19 protein-coding genes are annotated in these 15,903 nt (G+C 64.0%); 13 read left to right on the top strand and 6 right to left on the bottom strand.

The features are described 5' to 3' along the window. Positions 1–56: 56 nt before the first annotated feature. The 3 genes from GV068_RS20585 to rpmB form a co-directional block, all read right to left on the bottom strand. Complete coding sequence (locus tag GV068_RS20585; RefSeq protein WP_159702216.1) at positions 57–1,622, bottom strand: DUF418 domain-containing protein; 1,566 nt, start codon at positions 1,620–1,622, stop codon at positions 57–59. A 92-nt stretch (positions 1,623–1,714) separates the two neighbouring features. Next, complete coding sequence (gene rpmG, locus GV068_RS20590; RefSeq protein WP_005665735.1) at positions 1,715–1,882, bottom strand: 50S ribosomal protein L33; 168 nt, start codon at positions 1,880–1,882, stop codon at positions 1,715–1,717. Positions 1,883–1,895: 13 nt separating this feature from the next. Next, positions 1,896–2,132, bottom strand: a complete 237-nt coding sequence (gene rpmB / locus GV068_RS20595; protein ID WP_005665737.1) for a 50S ribosomal protein L28 — start codon at positions 2,130–2,132, stop codon at positions 1,896–1,898. Between the two features lie 296 nt (positions 2,133–2,428). Here rpmB and GV068_RS20600 point away from each other — a divergent pair, with 296 nt between their 5' ends. Beyond that, complete coding sequence (locus GV068_RS20600) at positions 2,429–2,872, top strand: hypothetical protein (RefSeq protein ID WP_159702219.1); 444 nt, start codon at positions 2,429–2,431, stop codon at positions 2,870–2,872. Positions 2,873–2,875: 3 nt separating this feature from the next. Here the strand turns inward: GV068_RS20600 and radC are convergent, their stop codons facing one another. Next, on the bottom strand, positions 2,876–3,547 hold the full coding sequence (gene radC, locus GV068_RS20605; protein WP_159702222.1) for a DNA repair protein RadC: 672 nt from the start codon (positions 3,545–3,547) through the stop codon (positions 2,876–2,878). A 104-nt stretch (positions 3,548–3,651) separates the two neighbouring features. Here radC and GV068_RS20610 point away from each other — a divergent pair, with 104 nt between their 5' ends. The 6 genes from GV068_RS20610 (at position 3,652) to GV068_RS20635 (ending at position 8,848) form a co-directional block, all read left to right on the top strand. Beyond that, entirely contained in the window at positions 3,652–4,095 is a 444-nt protein-coding gene (locus GV068_RS20610) for a peptidylprolyl isomerase (protein WP_159702225.1), read from the top strand. Positions 4,096–4,109: 14 nt separating this feature from the next. Continuing rightward, a complete protein-coding gene (gene ispH / locus GV068_RS20615) occupies positions 4,110–5,051 on the top strand; it encodes a 4-hydroxy-3-methylbut-2-enyl diphosphate reductase (protein ID WP_159702228.1) in 942 nt (313 codons plus the stop codon). A gap of 150 nt (positions 5,052–5,201) precedes the next feature. After that, complete coding sequence (locus GV068_RS20620; RefSeq protein WP_159702231.1) at positions 5,202–6,131, top strand: branched-chain amino acid ABC transporter permease; 930 nt, start codon at positions 5,202–5,204, stop codon at positions 6,129–6,131. A gap of 19 nt (positions 6,132–6,150) precedes the next feature. Beyond that, positions 6,151–7,362, top strand: a complete 1,212-nt coding sequence (locus tag GV068_RS20625; protein WP_159702234.1) for an ABC transporter ATP-binding protein — start codon at positions 6,151–6,153, stop codon at positions 7,360–7,362. Continuing rightward, positions 7,359–8,129: an ABC transporter ATP-binding protein gene (locus GV068_RS20630; protein WP_159702237.1), complete on the top strand. Its 771-nt coding sequence runs from the start codon at positions 7,359–7,361 to the stop codon at positions 8,127–8,129. The genes GV068_RS20625 and GV068_RS20630 overlap by 4 nt, the downstream gene beginning before the upstream one ends. Further along, entirely contained in the window at positions 8,126–8,848 is a 723-nt protein-coding gene (locus GV068_RS20635; RefSeq protein ID WP_159702240.1) for an ABC transporter ATP-binding protein, read from the top strand. Before GV068_RS20630 ends, GV068_RS20635 begins: the two co-directional genes overlap by 4 nt. 73 nt (positions 8,849–8,921) lie before the next feature. Here the strand turns inward: GV068_RS20635 and phaP are convergent, their stop codons facing one another. Then, a complete protein-coding gene (phaP, locus tag GV068_RS20640; RefSeq protein WP_159702243.1) occupies positions 8,922–9,506 on the bottom strand; it encodes a TIGR01841 family phasin in 585 nt (194 codons plus the stop codon). 346 nt (positions 9,507–9,852) lie between these two features. On the opposite strand from phaP, the gene GV068_RS20645 reads away from it, so the two are divergent. From GV068_RS20645 to GV068_RS20655, 3 genes are all read left to right on the top strand, one after another. Continuing rightward, positions 9,853–10,758 (top strand): DMT family transporter, encoded by a 906-nt coding sequence (locus GV068_RS20645; protein WP_159702246.1) that lies wholly within the window; start codon positions 9,853–9,855, stop codon positions 10,756–10,758. Between the two features lie 11 nt (positions 10,759–10,769). Further along, the gene (locus GV068_RS20650) at positions 10,770–11,465 is read left to right on the top strand and encodes a nitroreductase (RefSeq protein WP_159702249.1); all 696 of its coding nucleotides are present in this window, start codon (positions 10,770–10,772) and stop codon (positions 11,463–11,465) included. Between the two features lie 140 nt (positions 11,466–11,605). Continuing rightward, complete coding sequence (locus tag GV068_RS20655; RefSeq protein ID WP_159702252.1) at positions 11,606–12,802, top strand: serine hydrolase; 1,197 nt, start codon at positions 11,606–11,608, stop codon at positions 12,800–12,802. A 100-nt stretch (positions 12,803–12,902) separates the two neighbouring features. On the opposite strand, the gene GV068_RS20660 is transcribed toward GV068_RS20655, so the two are convergent. Next, complete coding sequence (locus GV068_RS20660; protein ID WP_159702255.1) at positions 12,903–13,703, bottom strand: IclR family transcriptional regulator; 801 nt, start codon at positions 13,701–13,703, stop codon at positions 12,903–12,905. A 135-nt stretch (positions 13,704–13,838) separates the two neighbouring features. Here GV068_RS20660 and GV068_RS20665 point away from each other — a divergent pair, with 135 nt between their 5' ends. From GV068_RS20665 to GV068_RS20675, 3 genes are all read left to right on the top strand, one after another. Continuing rightward, positions 13,839–14,219 (top strand): diacylglycerol kinase, encoded by a 381-nt coding sequence (locus GV068_RS20665; protein WP_159702258.1) that lies wholly within the window; start codon positions 13,839–13,841, stop codon positions 14,217–14,219. Positions 14,220–14,343: 124 nt separating this feature from the next. Then, positions 14,344–14,982 carry a peroxiredoxin gene (locus GV068_RS20670; RefSeq protein WP_159702261.1) on the top strand — a complete coding sequence of 213 codons (639 nt, stop codon included), beginning with the start codon at positions 14,344–14,346 and terminating at the stop codon, positions 14,980–14,982. A gap of 134 nt (positions 14,983–15,116) precedes the next feature. Further along, positions 15,117–15,890 carry a sulfite exporter TauE/SafE family protein gene (locus GV068_RS20675; RefSeq protein ID WP_159702264.1) on the top strand — a complete coding sequence of 258 codons (774 nt, stop codon included), beginning with the start codon at positions 15,117–15,119 and terminating at the stop codon, positions 15,888–15,890. Positions 15,891–15,903: the final 13 nt, after the last annotated feature.

Below are 15,903 nucleotides of genomic sequence, written 5' to 3' on the forward strand. Positions count from 1 at the left end.
TGCTTTCACGGTCCAGCGAAAATAGCAATATATGCATCCCGCGCTGCTGAGCGCCGTCAAGGCTTTGTCGTATTTTGCGGCAGGCGCAGGTAGGTGACGGCGCGCCACAGCCACTCGGCCGGACCGTAGCGGTAGCGCGCCAGCCACCATGCGCTGGCGCAGGCCTGCACGCCGCACAGAGCGAGCGCCACCCCGCTCTGGGCGGCGCGTCCCATGCCCCACAGGCCGGCGCCGTAGCCGTAGAACAGCAGCGACAGTACGATTGATTGCAGCAGGTAATTGCTCAGCGCCATACGCCCGAGTGGCGCGAACACGCGGGCCAGCACGGGCCAGCGCGGCAGCAGCAGGAGCAGCGCGGCCATGTAGCCGACCGAGGCCGGCAAGCTGCCCAGCGCCAGCAGGCCATAGGCGAAATCGTAGCCCTGGTCGTCGACCCCGGGAGGGCGTCCGGTGGCGATCAGGCTGCCTGCCAGGCCGAGGCCGATGCCAAGCGGCAGGCCGATCCAGGCGAGGCGCCGCAGCAGCGCCTGCCAGGGAGCGGGATTGGCCGCCATGCCGCTTTGCACGCACCAGGCGCCGATCAGGAATACGCCGACCAGGATGACCGAGAATCCCGCTTCGTCGCGCAGGCGTTCGCCCAGATGGCTGATGCGCATGGCGACCGCATCCGCGTAGCTGCCCTGCGTGAGCACCCTGCGCTCCTGCGCGCTGCGCTGGACCAGTTCACGATGGCGCAGTCCGCGCGCGACGTCCGCGTCGACTTCGCGGCCGTCTATCGCAGTCGCTGCCGCCGGGCCGAGGGCGGCCGCGCCGGGTGAGAGGTAGCGCAAGCCGCCTTCCGCCGTCACCAGCCCGAAAGTCAGGACGTAGATGGCGATGCCGGCGCGCCACAGGCGGCCAGTGCCTGTACCGCCATGGCGCAGCGCCAGCCAGCCGAGTCCGACCAACACCCCACCGGCTACAGCCAGCATCAAGGCGTCCCCCGCGTCGAGCAAGAATTGCAACAGGGCGGCGATCAGGATCAGCGCGCCGGGCAGGAACATGGCCAGCGCAAACCCGGCTTTGTCCGGCTTGCCGCGCAAGTAGAGCGCTACCAGCCCGACAAAGCCCAGCGGCAGCGCCAGTCCGCCCAGGGTGCGCCAGGGCGCCGGCAGCAGCGACAGCGCCATGCAGCCCAGGATCGCCGCCAGCAGCCAGCGTCCGCGCGTGAACAGGGTCAGCAGCAAGAACAGGGCGCCGATCGCGTAGCTGATCAGGATATCGCCGCTCCACAGCAGGCAGTAATGCAGCAGGCCGAATACCAGCAGGGCGCCGATGCGGCGCAGGTAGGCCGGCAGGAAGGGACGGTTCGCAAGCCGCGCCCGTTCCAGCATCAGGGCGAAGCCCATGCCGAACAACAGGCTGAAGATGGTCCAGAACTTCCCGCTGAAGAAGTAAGCGACCACCCACGCTACGAGCCAGTCCAGGCCCTGCAGGCCGGGCGGCATGCCGGCGCCGGACTGGGCAACCGGGCGATTGAAGAATTCGACGTTGACCAGGCAGATGCCGACCAGCGCGAAGCCGCGCAATACGTCGAGGGCATCGATGCGGCTGGTGGAGGCGGGAGCTTGCGTTTCTGTCATCGTGGCGCCAGCTTACCGGAGCGCGCATGGAGCGCAAGCAATAAAAAAGCCGCCGGCATGAAGCGGGCGGCTTTTTCGCGGAACCAGATCGATTACTTGATCTTGGTTTCCTTGTAGATCACGTGCTTGCGTGCCTTCGGGTCGAATTTGGTGATTTCCATCTTCGCCGGCATGGTGCGCTTGTTCTTGGTGGTGGTGTAGAAGTGACCGGTACCTGCGGTCGATTCCAGCTTGATTTTGTCGCGGCCAGTTTTTGCCATGATAGCTCCCTAATTAAACTTTTTCGCCACGGGCACGCATGTCGGCCAGCACGGCGTCGATGCCGAGCTTGTCGATCACGCGCAGACCGGCGTTGGACAGACGCAGGGAGACCCAGCGGTTTTCCGATTCCACGTAGATGCGACGGTTCTGCAGGTTCGGCAGGAAACGACGCTTGGTTTTGTTGTTAGCGTGGGAGACGTTGTTGCCAACCATCACTCCCTTGCCGGTAACTTGGCAGACACGTGCCATAGTGCACTCCTTAAGAATATCCAGGATTGGAAAAACGAGAGTATAGCGTGAAAACTGAAAGCAAATCAATCACTTGCAGAAAACAATTGTGTCTTTCGTCAGTTAACATATTTAACAATTGCCGATGAGTTGGCTAGTCCCTTGTTTTGATGCCGGTTTACGGAACAGCCAGTAGCGGTTTTGCGTGTGAAAACGCTGCAACAACAGAGGGGGCAGTGGCCTTGTTGCCTCACGGATATACATGCTAGAGTCGTCCGGTTTTGACCCCGTGTCCTCTCGTTGAAAGAAGCTATTCCATGCGCATACTCGCCTCCCTCATCCTGAGCCTCGCCATCGTCGTTCCGCAAGCCGCCATGGCCTCTCCCGCGTCCGATGCGCTGGGCAATTGCCTGAAGGACAACACCAGCGGCAAGGACCGCAAGGACCTGGCACGCTGGATCTTTGTCTCGATGTCGGCACATCCGGAAATCCGCAGCTTCGCGCCCGTCAACGAGCAGATTCGCACCGGCACCAACAAGCAGATGGCCGACCTGGTCACCCGCTTGCTGACCGTGAACTGCGCCGCCCAGGCGCGTGCAGCCGGCCAAGAAGGCCCGGCGGGCATGCTGGCTTCGTTCAAGTCGCTGGGCGAAGTCGCGATGATGGAGCTGACCTCCAACCCGTCGGTGGCGGAATCGATCAGCGCCTATGTCCAGTTCGTGGACCGCAAGAAGATCGAGGAAGCGCTCGGCGGCAAATAAGGTTTACAGCTGTCCGTGCTCGGCGAAGGAGTGGACCTGGGTGCCGGCCACCACGAAATGGTCGAGCACCCGGATGTCGACCAGCGCCAGCGCCTGTACCAGCGCTGAGGTCAGGCGCAGGTCGGCTTCGCTCGGTTCCGCCACGCCGGACGGGTGGTTATGCGCCAGGATCACGCCGGCGGCGTTGCGGCGCAGCGCCGCCTTGACCACTTCGCGCGGATAGACGCTGGTATGCGTCAGCGTGCCGCGGAACATCTCTTCGTAGTTGATCAGGCGGTTCTTGACGTCCAGGAACAGCACGACGAAGGATTCATGTGCCTGCAGCGCGAACTGGTGGCGCAGGTAGCTCCGCACCGCTTCCGGCGAACACATGCCTTCGCGCTCGAATTCCTCGGCCACGGCGCGCCGGGTCAGCTCCACCGCCGCCTGCAGCTGGGCGTACTTGGCCGGCCCCAGCCCGTGCAGGGCGCCGAACTCGCTCGACGTTGCGTGCAGCAGCCGGTGCAGCGAGCCGAAATGGTCGAGCATGTCGCGCGCCAGCGCCACCGCGCTCTTGCCCGTCACTCCCACGCGCAGGAAGATGGCCAGCAGTTCGCTGTCCGACAGGGCGCCGGGACCGCCGCGCAGCAGCCGTTCGCGCGGGCGTTGCTCTTCCGGCCATTCAGTGATCCTCATTGTCTGATCCTTGCCATAAAAAAGGGCACGCCAAGGCGCGACGGCCAGCGGTGGCTTACAATAGCGGTTTGCCCGCAACAGGCCCGCCTGTCATCACAAAGAACATGTCCAACGTCGTCAACGAATCGTCCTACCTGACCCTGCATTATCGGCTGGCCACCGCCGACGGTACTGATCTCATCACTACCTTCAACGGCACCCCGGCCACCTTGCTGCTGGGCCAGGGCCAGCTGGCTCCGTTCCTCGAGCAAAAACTGATCGGCCTGGAGGAGGGGGCGCACCAGACCTTCCAGCTCACCGCCGAGGAAGGCTTTGGCGAGCGCAACCCTGACCTGATCCAGCCGGTGTCGAAGGCGACCCTGGCGGAAAACTCGGTGCCCGATGCCGACTACAAGGTGGGCGAGCTGATCGAGTTCAATGCACCCAAGGGCGGCCGCTTCGCCGGCGTGCTGCTGGAAATGCGCGAGACCACCGCGCTGTTCGACTTCAATCACCCGCTGGCCGGCCAGGCCCTGCAGTTCGAAGTGAAACTGATTTCGGTTCTGTAAAACAGGAAACCTTCATGGAAAACGAAATTCTGCTTGCCCAGCCGCGCGGCTTCTGCGCCGGCGTGGACCGCGCCATCGAGATCGTCGAGCGCGCCCTGCGCCAGTTCGGCGCGCCGATCTACGTGCGCCACGAAATCGTGCACAACGCCTATGTGGTGGAAGACCTGCGCAGCAAGGGCGCGATCTTCATCGAGGAGCTCGAGGATGTCCCGGCCGGCAATACCCTGGTGTTCTCGGCCCACGGCGTCTCGAAAGCCGTGCGCCTGGATGCCGAGGCACGCGGCCTGACCATCTTCGACGCCACCTGTCCGCTGGTGACCAAGGTCCACGTGGAAGTGGCCAAGATGCGCAAGCAGGGCTGCGAGATCGTCATGATCGGCCACGACGGCCACCCTGAAGTCGAAGGCACCATGGGCCAGGCGGAAGAGGGCATGCACCTGGTCGAGACGGTGGCCGACGTGGCGACGCTCCAGGTCAATAACCCGGACCAGCTGGCCTACGTGTCGCAGACCACGCTGTCGGTGGACGACACCGCCGACATCATCGCCGCGCTCAAGGCGCGCTTCCCGAACATCATCGAGCCGAAGAAGGGCGACATCTGCTACGCCACTACCAACCGCCAGGAAGCCGTCAAGTTTATGGCGCCGCAGGTGGAAGTCGTGGTCGTGGTCGGCAGCCCGAACAGCTCGAACTCGAACCGCCTGCGCGAAGTGGCGGACAAGATGGGCACCCCGGCCTACATGGTCGACAATGCCGCCGCCATCGATCCGCAATGGATCGTCGGCAAAAAGCGTATCGGCGTGACCGCCGGCGCCTCGGCGCCGGAAGTGCTGGTGCAGGCCGTGATCGACCGCCTCAAGGAACTCGGTGCGGCCAGCGTGCGCGCGCTGGAAGGCGTGGAAGAGCACGTGGTGTTCCCGCTGCCGAAAGGCCTGGACGGCGCCAAGGCTGCGTAAAAATTCGTCGTATCACTTGTTTTCCGGTGTAAGTTTTCCATTTGCCAAGTTATGATGCTGGCATCGGAAATGAACGCCAGGCCAGACGGCACTGCGGGGCGACCCGGAGTGCCGTTTTTCTTGGATTGCAACGGGAGAACAAGGCGCACGATGGAAACATTCATCCAACAAATCCTCAACGGGCTGGTGCTGGGCAGTATGTACGCCCTTGTCGCGCTCGGTTACACCATGGTGTACGGGGTACTCAACCTGATCAACTTCGCCCACGGCGACGTGCTCATGATCGGCGCCATGATCGGCCTGACCATCCTGAAGCTGCTGGAAGCCCATGCCCCTGGCCTGCCGGGCTACGTGCAGCTGGCGGTCGCGATCATCGGCGCGATTCCCGTGGCAGTGCTGGTCAACATCCTGATCGAGCGCGTCGCCTACCGCCGCCTGCGCAATGCGCCGCGCCTGGCGCCCCTGATCACCGCGATCGGCGTGTCGATCCTGCTGCAGACCTTCGCCATGATGATCTGGGGCCGCAGCCCGCTGCCCTTCCCGCAGCTGCTCTCGCCCGAACCGGTGTCGATCGGCGGCGCCCTGATTTCGCATACCCAGATCCTGCTGCTGGTGCTGGCCGCGCTCGCGATGGTCGGCCTGGTGCTGCTGGTCGAGCGCACCCGCATGGGCCGCGCGATGCGCGCCGTGGCCGAAAACCCGCGCGTTGCCGGCCTGATGGGCGTGGATTCGAACCGCGTAATCGTCGCCACCTTCGCCATCGGCGCCGCGCTGGCCGCGGTGGCGGGCGTGATGTGGGGCGCGAACTATGCCTCGATTACATTCACCATGGGCGTGCTGCCGGGCCTGAAGGCCTTCTGCGCCGCGGTGCTGGGCGGGATCGGGAACATCTACGGCGCCATGATCGGCGGCATCCTGCTGGGCATCATCGAAGCGCTGGGCGCCGGCTACATCGGCGACCTCACCGGCGGCTTCCTGGGCAGCCACTACCAGGACATCTTCGCCTTCGTCGTGCTGATCCTCGTGTTGACCCTGCGCCCGTCCGGCATCATGGGCGAGCGCGTGGCGGACCGCGCTTGACGAGGGGAGGACAGACACCATGGCACTCCTGACTTTCGACGTCCAGCACAAGCCGCGCCAGGCCTATACCAGCATGGCGGTGGTGCTCGTCTTGACACTGGTCTTCCCCTTTATTGCCTCCCAGTTCGGCAACTCCTGGGTCCGCATCATCGACATCGCGCTGCTGTACATCATGCTGGCGCTGGGCCTGAACATCGTGGTCGGCTTCGCCGGCCTGCTGGATCTCGGCTATATCGCCTTCTTCGCGGTCGGGGCCTACCTGGTCGGCCTGTTCTCCTCGCCGCAGTTTGCCGCGCTGCTGGAATCCGTCATCTATTATTCGCCGGCGCTGGGCGAAGCCCTGGTCGCCTTCTTCGGCCCGGAGATCCAGCAGAACGGCATCCACCTGTCGGTGTGGGCGATCGTGCCGCTCGCCGCGCTGGTGGCGGGCCTGTTCGGTGCATTGCTGGGCGCGCCGACCCTGAAGCTGCGCGGCGACTATCTCGCCATCGTGACGCTCGGCTTCGGCGAGATCATCCGCATCTTCATGAACAACCTGAACGACCCGATCAACTTCACCAACGGGCCGCAGGGGATCAACATGATCGACCCGATCCGCGTGTTCGGCGTGTCGCTGGCGGGCGAGGCGGGGTCGCAGGCCACGGTGCATATCGGGAGCTTCTCGATGCCCTCGGTGAACGCCTACTACTTCCTGTTCCTGGCCTTGACCATTGCGACCATCTTCGTGACCTCGCGCCTGCAGCACTCGCGCCTGGGCCGCGCCTGGGTGGCGATCCGCGAGGACGAGATCGCGGCCAAGGCCATGGGCATCAATACGCGCAACGTCAAGCTGCTCGCCTTTGCCATGGGCGCGAGTTTCGGCGGCGTGGCCGGCGCGATGTTCGGCGCCTTCCAGGGCTTCGTGTCGCCGGAATCGTTCTCGCTGACCGAATCGATTGCCGTGCTGGCGATGGTGGTGCTGGGCGGGATCGGCCATATCCCCGGCGTGGTGCTGGGCGGCGTGCTGCTGGCGGCGCTGCCGGAAGTGCTGCGCCACGTGGTGGAGCCGGCGCAGCAGGCGCTGTTCGGCACCGTCGTGATCGAGGCCGAGGTGCTGCGCCAGTTGCTCTACGGCCTGGCGCTGGTCCTGATCATGCTGGTCAATCCGGCCGGCCTGTGGCCCTCGCCGAACAAGGAAGAGCGGCCCAACGCCGCCCTGGCGCGCGAGGAAGAGGAGGGGGCCAAGGCATGAGCCAGATCCTTCTCAACATCTCCGGCGTGAACAAGCGCTTCGGCGGCCTGCAGGCGCTGACCGACGTCGGCATCCGCATCGAGCGCGGCCAGATCTATGGCCTGATCGGCCCGAACGGCGCCGGCAAGACCACCTTCTTCAACGTGATCACGGGCCTGTACCAGCCGGACAGTGGCAGCTTCGAGCTGGCCGGGAAGCCATATTCGCCTTCGGCCCCGCACGAGGTGGCCAAGGCGGGGATTGCGCGCACCTTCCAGAATATCCGCCTGTTCGGCGAGATGAGCGCTTTGGAGAACGTGATGGTCGGCCGCCACGTGCGCACCCGCCAGGGCGTGATCGGCGCGATCTTCCGCCACAAGGCGGCGCGCGAAGAAGAAGCGGCGATCCGCCGGCGCGCCCAGGAGCTGCTGGACTTCGTCGGGATCGGCCAGTTTGGCAACCGCACCGCCAAGTACCTGTCCTACGGCGACCAGCGCCGCCTCGAGATCGCGCGTGCGCTGGCCACCGATCCGCAGCTGCTGGCGCTGGACGAACCGGCGGCCGGCATGAACGCGACCGAAAAGCTGGCCCTGCGAGAGCTGCTGGTCAAGATCAAGAACGAAGGCAAGACCGTGCTGCTGATCGAGCACGACGTCAAGCTGATGATGGGCCTGTGCGACCGCATCACGGTCCTCGAATATGGCAAGCAGATCGCCGAAGGCTTGCCGGCCGAGATCCAGAAGAACGAAGCCGTGATCAAGGCCTACCTCGGCGGAGCGCACCAATGACCGACAACATCCTGAAAGTATCTGGCCTGAAGGTCGCCTACGGCGGCATCAAGGCGGTAAAAGGCCTGGACCTGGAAGTGAACAAGGGCGAGCTGGTGACCCTGATCGGCGCCAACGGCGCCGGCAAGACCACGACCCTGAAAGCCATTACCGGCACGCTGCCGCCCTGCAAAGTGGAGGGCGAGATCAGCTACCTCGGCAAGCCGCTGCGCGGCACGCAAAGCTTCCGCATGGTGCAGCAGAAGCTCGCCATGGTGCCGGAAGGGCGGGGCGTGTTCACCCGCATGACGATCCACGAGAACCTGCTCATGGGCGCCTACACGCGCGATGACCAGGCGGGCATCGCGCAAGACATCGAGAAGTGGTATGCGGTATTCCCGCGCCTGAAGGAGCGGTCAAGCCAGCTGGCCGGCACGCTGTCGGGCGGCGAGCAGCAGATGCTGGCGATGGCGCGCGCGCTGATGTGCCACCCGACCTTGCTGCTGCTGGACGAGCCGTCGATGGGCCTGTCGCCGATCATGGTGGAGAAGATCTTCGAGGTGATCCGCGACGTCTCGCAGCAGGGCATCACGATCCTGCTGGTGGAGCAGAACGCCAAGCTGGCGCTGCAGGCCGCGCACCGCGGCTACGTGATGGAGTCGGGCAGCCTGACGATGACCGGGAATGCGGCGCAGATGCTGAACGATCCGCGGGTTCAGGCCGCGTATCTTGGGGAGTAGGCGGTCGGCTTCGCCGAAAAACAAAAAAGCCGGAACCTTACCGTTCCGGCTTTTCTATTTGACGAGTCGCAGCTTAGGCGGCGGCCGATTGGGTCGCAGCAGTAGCAGTCGCAGTAGCCTTGCGAGCAGTCGCCGAAAACTGGCTCACTGCAGCGTTGACGTTGTTTTCGATTGCTTCGGCAGCCTGCTTGCTGGTCTTGCTGAACTGCTCGTAGCCGGCGTTGGCGTTGCTGATCACGGTCTTGACGGCGGCAACGAAGGTTTCCGAACCGGCCGGGGCGTTCTTGCTCACTTCGTCGACCAGGGCGATGACCTTGCGGTTGGTTTCGACGATCTGGCTTTCGGCGGCCTTCGAGAACTCGGCGCCGGTGCCCGAAGCGATGGCGGCCAGCTGGCGGTTATACGACAGGGCTTTTTCAGCGGTCGGCTGGGCCTGCGAAGCGGTCAGCGAGAAGAACTCTTGCGGGTCCTTGGCGCCCAGCAGCTGGCGGGCGACGTTCGACGAATCTTCCAGGGTGCTGCGCGCGGTGCTGATGTTCAGGTCGACCAGCTTCTCCATGCCTTCGAAGGTCTTGGCGGTCAGCGAGGACAGCAGGGCAAACTGCGATTCCAGGTTGGCTTTGGTGGCGTTCGAGAACTGCTCAGGAATTGCAAACATGTGGTTCTCCAAAAGTTCAATGTGTTCAGTGGATGAAATGTTGCTTGGACCGGTGAGGCAGATTTTTTCCGTCGTCTTGCAACGAAACTCTTTTTTGTGCACCGCAACAGGGCAAATTTTCAACCAAGTTTCAGGGGGAGTCAAGCAGATTTGATGCGATGCACCATAAAGTGTGCATAAATTTCTTGAATGCATTGATTACAAGAAATTTCAAGGACTTACATTTGATTTAACGCAAGAAACATGCGCCCGGTAAGGGCAGGCGAAGCCGGGCGCGCCAACATGCTAGACTAACAAGTCCATCACCAGGCCGAGTCAAGATAAGCTGCTGTGCAGCATTCCATCCATGTCGCCCAGCACCCGAACAAACACGCATTCTGGCACAAGCGGCTCCTGGCTGTCGCCCGTTCCATTGCTGTTCGTATTCTTGTGGAGCACCGGCTTCATCGTCGCCAAGCTCGGGCTGCCCTACGCGCCGCCGCTCACCTTCCTGATCCTGCGCTGCCTCGGCGTGCTGGCGGTACTGCTGCCGGTGGTCTTCCTCCTGCGCGCCCCGTGGCCGCGCGACCGCTTGCTGCACGTTGCAGTTGCGGGCCTGCTGTTGCAGGCCGGCTATCTGGGCGGTGTCTGGGCCGCCATCAAGCTGGGCATGCCGGCCGGACTCACCGCGCTGATCGTCGGCATGCAGCCGATCCTTACCGCCGCGGCCGCGCCCCTGATCGGCGAACGGGTGCGGCCGCGCCAGTGGATCGGCTTCGTGCTCGGCCTGTCGGGCGTGGCGCTGGTGGTGCAGGCCAAGCTGCACCTGGCCGGCCTCACTACGGCCGGCATTGTTCTGTGCGTGTTCGCATTGTTCTGCATCACCGCGGGGACCATGTACCAGCGGCGCTGGTGTCCGAGCTTCGACCTGCGCACCGGCACCGTGATCCAGTTCGGCGCCACCGTGGCCGTGCTGCTGCCGCTGGCCATCCTGTTCGAGGGCCTGGACCTGCGATTCTCGACCGTCACATGGAGCACGGACTTCATCGTCGCCTGGCTCTGGTCGGTCTTCGCGCTGTCGATCGGCGCCATCTTTTTATTATTCACCCTGATCCGGCGCAGTCGCGCCACCGAGGTGACCAGCCTGATGTACCTCACGCCGCCCACCACCGCCGTCATGGCCTGGCTGCTGTTTGGCGAGTCTTTCAGCCCGCTCGCACTGGCCGGCATGGCGATCGCCGTGCTGGGCGTCGCATTTGTCGTTCGAAAATAAGGAGACCCTCCATGATTACCAGCCCCCAGCAGGAAGCCGTCGATGCGGCCATCACCGCGCGCCACTCGATCCGCGCTTTCCTGGACAAGCCGGTCGAGCGCGCCGACATCGAGCGCATCCTCGCGGTGGCGGCACGGGCGCCGTCCGGCACCAATACGCAGCCGTGGAAGGTCTACGTGTTGACGGGGCAGGCGCGCCAGGACCTGAGCGACGCGATCCTGGCGGTGAATGCCGATCCGGAGCAGGCGCGCCAGCACACCGAGGAATACGCCTACTACCCGCGGGAGTGGGTCTCGCCCTACGTCGACCGGCGCCGCAAGGTGGGCTGGGACCTGTACACGCTGCTCGGCCTGACGCGCGACAACAAGGCCGGCATGGCGGCCCAGCATGCGCGCAACTACCGCTTCTTCGACGCACCGGTAGGCCTGATCTTCACCATCGATCGCATCATGGAACAGGGTTCCTGGCTCGATTACGGCATGTTTTTGCAGAACATCATGGTCGCCGCGCGTGGCCGCGGGCTCGATACCTGTCCGCAGGCGGCCTTCACACAGTATCACCGCGTGATTGCGCAACAGCTCGGGTTGCCGGAAAATGAAATGGTGGTGTGCGGCATGGCGCTCGGCTGGGCCGACCCTGCCTGCATAGAAAATTCCCTGGTGACAGAGCGTGTTCCTGTTCAAGATTTCGCTCAGTTCCGGGAATAAAATCTGACGTAAATACTTGATTGATAAGGAATGTCGTTTTTCAGAACGTTGCCGCACGGAATATAACTTTCGCTTGCGATCAGGCCTCGTTCAGCTAAACTGCATTCCGTATCTCATCAGTTTGCGTCGAAGGGTTCCAGATGTTTAAACTTGCATTGGCTGCCGTCGTGTCGCTGCTGTTTGCGTTCCAGCCCGTCTACGGGGCCGGAGCAGGAGCCGGCGCAGGCGCAGGCGCTTCGAGCGAGGCCAAGGCCGGCAAGAAGAAGCTCGTCAAGAAGCAGCGCCGCGCCGCATCCGCTAAGCCGGCTCGCAAGGCGCGCGCCAAGCGCCAGGACCTGGCCCAGGCCATCGCCGACGACAACCGCCAGCGCATGGTACGCCGCGTGGAAATGGTGCGCGGTAAACGCAAAGTGACCTACCAGGTGGTGCGCCGCGCCGCCGGCGCCGCGCCCGCCATCGACCCGCGCAGCCTGGGCGACGTCGCCGGCCTGCGCCGCACCGTCGATCCGCTGTCGCTGCGTTCCAACGTTGCCTTCGTGCTCGACCAGAACAGTTCGGAAGTGCTGTTCGAAAAGAATGCCAACATCGCCCTGCCGATCGCCTCGATCACCAAACTCATGACCGGCCTGGTCGTGGTGCAGGCCAAGCAAGACCTCGACGAAGTCCTGCGCGTCACCGACGCCGACGTCGACCGCCACAAGTACTCCAGCTCGCGCCTGCCGGTCGGCACGCGCATGACGCGCCGCGAACTGCTGCACATTGCCCTGATGAGCTCGGAAAACCGCGCCGCTTCGGCCCTGGGCCGCAACTATCCGGGCGGGATCGACGCCTTTGTCGCAGCCATGAACGCCAAGGCGAACGAACTGGGCATGAAGGACACGCACTACGTCGATTCCAGCGGCCTGTCGAGCCGCAACGTGTCGAGCGCGCGCGACCTGGCGCGCCTGGTGGCCACCGCCCACCAGGAACCGCTGCTGCGCGAATATTCCACCACCCCGAACTCGATCGTGAAGGCCAGCGGCCGCCCGATGCGCTACGCCAACACCAACTACCTGGTGGCGCTGCCGGACTGGAACATCGGCCTGCAGAAAACCGGCTTCATCAACGAAGCGGGGCGTTGCCTGGTGATGCAGGCGGCCATCCACGGGCGCAACGTGATCATGGTGTTCCTGGATTCGAAGGGCAAGATGTCGCGCACCGCCGACGCGGGACGTGTACGCCGCTTCCTCGAGGCGCTGGCCCCGAGCAAGCTCGACGTGCTGGCGCCGGGGACGCTCGGCGCAAGGGATACGCCGATCATGAGCACCGCCACCGTGGCGGCGCCGGCGCTGCAATAACGAGCGTCGGACAAAGCCTGCAGGGCAAGGCGCATCGTCGAAGGCAGTACGATAGTACGGCGAGACGATGCAACGCCGCCATGCGGGCTTTTTCTGGCGCTCAGATCGCGGGGGTAGGGCGGTAGCCCAGCGTTGCCGAGATACTCGAGGCGGTCTGCACCAGGTCCTCCAGCCATTCTTCCTGCAGGCGGTCAGCCGGGGCCGAGATCGACAGGCCCGCCACCAGCTTGCCGCTGTCGTCGAAGATTCCGGCGGCCATGCAGCGCACTCCCAGTTCCAATTCCTCGTTGTCACGCGCATAGCCGCGCGCGCGCACCAGGCTCAGCTCGCGCTCGAAGCGCGCCAGGTCGGTGATTGAATTCTTGTTGTGGCCGGCCAGGCCGGTGCGGGTGGCGTAGGCGCGGATCGCCTTGGCGTCGTCGATCGACAGGAACAGCTTGCCGGTCGAGGTCAGGTGCAGCGGCGCCCGGCCGCCGATTGCGCGCACCACCTGCATGCCCGAGCGTTCGGAGTAGGCGCGGTCGATGTAGACGATCTCGTCGCCCTGGCGCACCGACAGGTTGACGGTCTGCTGGGTCTTCTTGTGCAGGGAGCGCATGAAGTCGAGCGCCGCTTCGCGCACTGACAGCCGGCTTTTCACCACGTTCCCCAGTTCCAGCAGGCGCATGCCGAGGCGGTAGGTGCCCGGTTCGACGCGGTCGACGAAGCGCGTAACGACCATGTCGTTCAGGATGCGGTGCGCGGTCGAGGGATGCAGGCCGGAGACCTTGGACAGTTCCTTCAGGCTCACCGGATCGGAGTAATTGGCCAGCGCGTCGAGCAGCGCCATCATGCGCTCGATCACCTGGATCGAGGTTTTGGCGGGTGCCGCGGCGGCCAATTCTGGGGTTTCCATTTTCATGATGTGGTTGGTGCAGTGCAGTATTCACACCTTTATACCATGATGTGAAACGCAGATGCAAACCGATGGGCTGCGGTGTGCAACAGGCCCACAGCGCGGCATAATGGCATCCCGGCATTTACATACGAGAAATACATGGAGATCAGCGAATTCAAGACCAAGCGCGGCATCGCGCGCCTGCTGGCGGCCTGCCGCAATACCGCGGACGGCCTGGCCTGGGCCTGGCGCAGCGAGGCCGCCTTCCGCCAGGAGGTCGTGGTGATCGCCATCGCCACCGTGGTGGCGCTGTCGCTGCCGGTATCCAGTTTCCAGAAGCTGGTGCTGATCGGCGTGCTGATCCTGGTCCTGATCGTCGAGATCCTCAACTCGGCCATCGAAGCCATCGTCGACCGTATCTCGCTGGAACGTCATCCCCTGTCCAAGGTGGCCAAGGACATGGGCAGCGCGGCCGTCGCCTTGACCCTCCTTCTGGCGCTTGCGACCTGGGCGGTAGTGTTGTACAACCGTTATCTTTAAGTCAGCTGTCGTACAAGCAAATAACAAAGCAGTCGTTTGCCTGATTGCCAAGTCCTCTTAGACTATGTCTTGATGTGGCCGGCGTCGACCGGCTCCCCGCAGTCCAAACCATGGAGAGATGACAATGACCTTACGCCTCGGCGATACCGCCCCCGACTTCGAGCAGGATTCCAGCATCGGCAAGATCCGCTTCCATGAATGGGCGGGCGACTCCTGGGTGGTGCTGTTCTCGCACCCGGCCGACTTCACCCCGGTCTGCACCACCGAACTGGGCCTGACTGCCAAACTGAAGCCGGAATTCGACAAGCGCAACGTCAAGGCGGTCGCGCTGTCGGTCGACCCGGCCGACAAGCACCGCGACTGGATCAAGGACATCGAAGAGACCCAGCAGACCGTGGTCGGCTTCCCGATCATCGCCGACGCGGATAAATCGGTCTCCGGCCTGTACGACATGATCCACCCGGAAGCTTCGGCAACCGCCACCGTGCGTTCGCTGTTCATCATCGACCCGGCCAAGAAAGTGCGCCTGATCATCACCTACCCGATGAGCACCGGCCGCAACTTCGACGAAGTGCTGCGCGTGATCGACGCCCTGCAGCTGACCGACGGCTACACCGTGGCCACCCCGGGCAACTGGAAGGATGGCGACGACGTCATCATCCCGCTGACCGTGCAGGATCCGGCCGTCATCGAGCAGAAGTATCCGAAGGGCTACACCTCGCCGCGTCCTTACCTGCGCCTGACGCCGCAGCCGAACAAGTAATGTGTTTGTTTGACGCCGGACGTTGACAACGCCGGCGTCATCGTTCCGCATTCGCCGCATAAGCAAATAAGAAACCTGTTGTTTGCTTCACTGCCGAGTCCCCTTACGCTGTGGCTTAACGTAAGGGTTCTTGCATGTCGACGACGTATATGTTCGCGGGTTTCGCAGTAGGGCTGCTGGTCGGGATGACCGGCGTGGGCGGAGGCTCGCTCATGACGCCACTGCTGACCTTGCTTTTCGGCGTCTCGCCCTCGGTTGCCGTCGGCACCGACCTGGCATTCGCTTCCATCACCAAGGGTGTCGGCACCGTCACCCACCGCTTCAACCGCACCGTCCAGTGGGCGATCGTGCGGCGCTTGTGCCTGGGCGCCTTGCCGGCTGCGCTGCTCTCGACGCTCGCGCTCAAGCACTTCGGCGGCCTCGACGAAGAGATCGGCCAGCTGATTCGTTACTCGATCGCCGGCTCCGTGATGCTGACCGTGGTCGCGCTGATGTTCCGCGCGCGCATGCTGGCCTGGGTCAACGCCAAACCGGAGCGCCAGCTGCAGGGCAGGGCGCTCACCATCGCCACCATCACCGCGGGCGCCGTGCTGGGCACGCTCGTCACCGTCTCCTCGATCGGCGCAGGCGCGATCGGCGCCACCTTGCTGGTCATGCTCTATCCGCGCCTAACGCCGGCCGAAGTGGCGGGCACCGACATCGCCTACGCCGTGCCGCTGACGGCAATTGCCGCCTTCGGCCACTGGTGGCTGGGTTCGATCGACTGGATGCTGCTGCTGACCCTGCTCATCGGCTCGGTGCCGGGCATTACGCTGGGCGCCATGGCGGCGCGCAAGGTGCCGGAACGCTTCCTGCGGGGCCTGCTGGCGACCACGCTGACCGGTGTCGCGGCCAAGCTGGTCCTGTAAATCGTAATAGCTG

This window comes from Massilia sp. 9I (genome assembly GCF_902506415.1).
Lineage (GTDB): Bacteria > Pseudomonadota > Gammaproteobacteria > Burkholderiales > Burkholderiaceae_D > Telluria.